This window comes from Methylobacterium sp. (assembly GCF_019750675.1).
Taxonomy (GTDB): Bacteria; Pseudomonadota; Alphaproteobacteria; order Rhizobiales; family Beijerinckiaceae; genus Methylobacterium.
Window position 1 is genome coordinate 1 of the sequence record NZ_JAIEOF010000408.1, and the last position, 3,375, is coordinate 3,375.

Here is a 3,375-nt window from a genome sequence, read left to right on the forward strand (position 1 = left end):
TTCATGCTGTCGAGGCCGGACGTCGTCGTCGCGCCGAGCCCGGCCACGCGCTGGCCGCCGTAGACCTGCGAGCCGACCCCGGAGTCGAACGCGGCGTTGCCGGCGTCGATGATCTTCTGCAGCGAGGGAATCGCGGCGGCGTACGGATCGGTCTTGCTGTCCGTCTTCTGCGTGGTGGTCTTCGATCCGCCGCTCATCGCTCGCCCTCGCGTTCGGCATTGGGGGCCGCAACGGGCCCGCGTCCGGACCACACCAGGACGCCGGGTTCGCCCGGTCGGACGGGCGCGATGACGTGCTGGTCAGCGGCAGCCTTCGGCTTCTCCGCCACGTTCGCCCACGGCGGTAGGCCGGAAAGGGGGGCCGTCACCGGTTGGTGAAAGCCTGCGGAACCGCTCATGCTGCCACCCCAAGGTGTTTTACGTAATAGGCGTCGACCTGGTAGTCGGGCAGGAGCGCGGCCCAGCCGGCCCGGCCGACGAATTCGACCCGGGAGCAGCCGTTGCGCGCCGCGCCGGCCTCGATCAGGGCCAGGGTCCCGCGCCAGTCGCGCGCGCCACGCCCGCCCACCGCGAGGACGCAGCAAGAGCGCCCGCCGGCAGCGAGGTCACGGACCTGCGTGACGCCGGCCGCGACGGGCGCGCCCGCGGCGCCGACGATGAGCACGAGGAGCGCTTGGCCGGCCCGGACCAGGGCGTGCAGGTCCTCGACGGTCAGGTCGCAGCCGGGTCGGGCGCAGGCCTGCGCGAGCCATGGTTCCACCACCGGCCACGCGCGCGCGAGGTCGGCCGGGTCGACGGGGTGCAGGTGCATTAGGGCCGCCGGATCTCGTAGCGGAGCACGCGGTCCGCCGCGTCGGACACGGGATGCCCGATCACGAAGGCGCCGCGCGCCGTGGATTTCAGGAAGGGGAAGGCCGATGCCGCCGACGCGGTGAGCGGCGAGAACACCACCAGGGCGCCCTCCGTGCAGAGGGAATCGGTCACCGTGGTCTCGGCCGCGCCGGGCGTGAGCACGACGTCGGTCCGGCCCACCGCGTTGGACCCGCCCTGCGCGAGTTCGCTGAGCGTCTGGACGATGCGGTCGAACCGGTTCTCGTTCTTGCCGGGGACGATCATCGTAGGCCCTCACGACGCGCGCGCGGCTCGATCGCCGAGGCGTAGCTCCAGGCGGTACCCGATGGGATGCGGACACGGGCCCGGTGATAGCGGGCCGAGGACCGGCACGGCGCGAACTGCTCGACGGTCGGACGGGACTCGGCCCGGTAGGTCACCGGAGCCGAGCGCGATGGCCTCTCGCGCCCGCCCACCGCGACGCGCCAGTCGTCGGCGTCGCTGTCGAGGCGCACGCCCTCGATGAAGGCGCGATCCGGACGAAAGATCATCGCCTCCGCCGTCTCGAAGAGCGCCTCGAGGGGCGGCCCGCTCAACAGCGCGAGGCGGCTGTCGGCCGTCATCACGCCGAGCGCGGGCGCGCCGCCGGCATAGGAGGGGTCGTCGAACGAGAGCTGCCCCGGATCGTCGACCGAGCCCGGGATGTTGTCGATCGACACGGGCAGGGTGGCCGCCACGAGGCCGAACCGCACCGGCAGCGCGATGAAGGCCCAGCGGTCGAGGAGCCAGTCGTAGAGCAGGACCTCGTCCAGCACATTGGTGTCCGCCGAAGCGGCCCGCAGGCTCCGGTAGGCGAACAGCACGCGCGGCCCGGTCACGTCGCGGATCGCCACGACCGAGGCGACCTGGTTCGGATCGACCCGCCCCAGGAAGAAGCGGTTCACGCGCTCCGCGCCGATCGGCGTCGAAACGCCGCCCTGGAACTGGTAGAAGCCGTCCCGGTCGAGGAAGAACACGCGCGGGCCCGTCTTGGCGATGGACCAGGGCGCCACCGCGCCGCGGTTCTCCTCGTAGACCTCGAAGCCAAAGACCTCGGCCGAGTTCGGCACGAAGACCATGCGCCGGATCGCGCGCTCCTGGAACACGATGCCGAACTCGCCGCCGGCAAAGCCCGTGACGGCCCCGCCGTCGGGGAACAGCTGCAGGTCGGAGGTGTGGCCGCCGCCGACGCCGGGCTGCCAGAACTCGATGTCGCCGAGATCGGACCACTGCACGGCGTTCGGGTCGGCCGCGAGGCCGGCCAGCACGACGAACTCGCCTACCACGCCCATGTGCCGGGCACGGGGCGGGTTGCCGGCCAGATCCGCGAAGGCCCGGCCGGTGTCGATCTCGATCACCTGCACCGGCGTGCCGAGCGTGCAGGCCAAGAGGCGCGAGCCGTAGAGCGCGAAGGACCAGTAATCGCCGGGCGGCACGCTGTAGCTCGCGCCCGGCTTCGTGACGTCGTCCCAGCCGGACGAGCCGAGGTTGTAGCGGTAGAGCTTCGTGGCCGTGCCGGCGAAGTAGACCGGGGACCCGAATGCCGGGCTGTTCACCTCGATCGCGCCCCGGCAGCCCGCTGGGAGCGGGGCCGAGATCGCCACCGGCGACGCGAACGGCCCCCAGCCGTCGGCGCGCGGCACCACGTTGGTGGCGACCGCCGTCACCGAGGCGTCCAGGGACGCGATGTCGGGCGCGAAGGCCGCCAGGGCGACGCGCGGCGCCGGCTTCTCGGCCTCCGCCATGGCTTAGTTCAGCGCCTTGGCCGCGATGGCCTCGGCCTGATCCTCGGCCGCACGCTCGGCGCGGCGGCCGACCTTGCCGGAGCTCGACTCCTGGACGAACTGTCCGAGCCGCTCCTCGGCCATCTTCAGCCATTCGGCCGCGCGGGCCTCGTCTTTCTGGAAGACGTAGGCCTCGCCCAGCGTGGCGTAGAGGTAGAGCTGCGGCGCGGTGGTGATGAGCCAGTTGGTCGGCGCGTCCACCGTGAGGGGCGGGATGCGCTTGTAGTGCACCAGCTCCAAGGTCAGGCTGCGTCCCGGTGCGAGACGCACCAATCCGCCGGAGATGGTGTAGAACTGAGGACTGCCGTTCGGACGATGCCGGAACGTGAACTCAGGGCTGTTCGGCTCGACGTAGCGTAGATGCCGCTGCTTCCCGCCGGCGTCGACCCAGCCCAGCGAGAGCCACTCGATGTAGTCGCCCGGAAGAAGCGCCTGTCCGGCCGCGTTCGTGGTTAGAGCGCTGACCCCCTGCATCCCGAGCGCCTTCAGGCCTGAATTAAGGCGCTTCTCGGCCAGCTGGATGAAAGTGGCGTAATACCCTTCCAAGTCATCGCGTGCGATGTAGTCCGACAGGTTCGCCACGAGGCTGGCGTAGTCGGTGATCGGCGGTAGGGCCATGGGAAGGTCTCCGGGTCAGAGGTAGTAGGCCCGGACCTGTCCGGACGAAGCAATGCGGTTGGCTCGGCCCCGGAGGGACCGAAAGGCTTCGTTGGCGAGGATTT

General features: G+C 71.0%; 4 protein-coding genes and 1 pseudogene. All 5 read right to left on the bottom strand.

Annotation, left to right across the window (positions count from 1 at the left end):
* Window positions 1-197, bottom strand: a pseudogene (locus tag K2X24_RS21530) (hypothetical protein); the annotation flags it as partial.
* A gap of 196 nt (window positions 198-393) precedes the next feature.
* The gene (locus K2X24_RS21535; RefSeq protein ID WP_292500944.1) at window positions 394-810 is read right to left on the bottom strand and encodes a hypothetical protein; all 417 of its coding nucleotides are present in this window, start codon (window positions 808-810) and stop codon (window positions 394-396) included.
* Window positions 810-1,115 carry a hypothetical protein gene (locus K2X24_RS21540; RefSeq protein ID WP_292500947.1) on the bottom strand — a complete coding sequence of 102 codons (306 nt, stop codon included), beginning with the start codon at window positions 1,113-1,115 and terminating at the stop codon, window positions 810-812. Before K2X24_RS21540 ends, K2X24_RS21535 begins: the two co-directional genes overlap by 1 nt.
* Window positions 1,112-2,614, bottom strand: a complete 1,503-nt coding sequence (locus tag K2X24_RS21545; protein WP_292500949.1) for a hypothetical protein — start codon at window positions 2,612-2,614, stop codon at window positions 1,112-1,114. Before K2X24_RS21545 ends, K2X24_RS21540 begins: the two co-directional genes overlap by 4 nt.
* 3 nt (window positions 2,615-2,617) lie before the next feature.
* Complete coding sequence (locus K2X24_RS21550) at window positions 2,618-3,271, bottom strand: hypothetical protein (protein WP_292500951.1); 654 nt, start codon at window positions 3,269-3,271, stop codon at window positions 2,618-2,620.
* Between the last annotated feature and the right edge of the window lie 104 nt (window positions 3,272-3,375).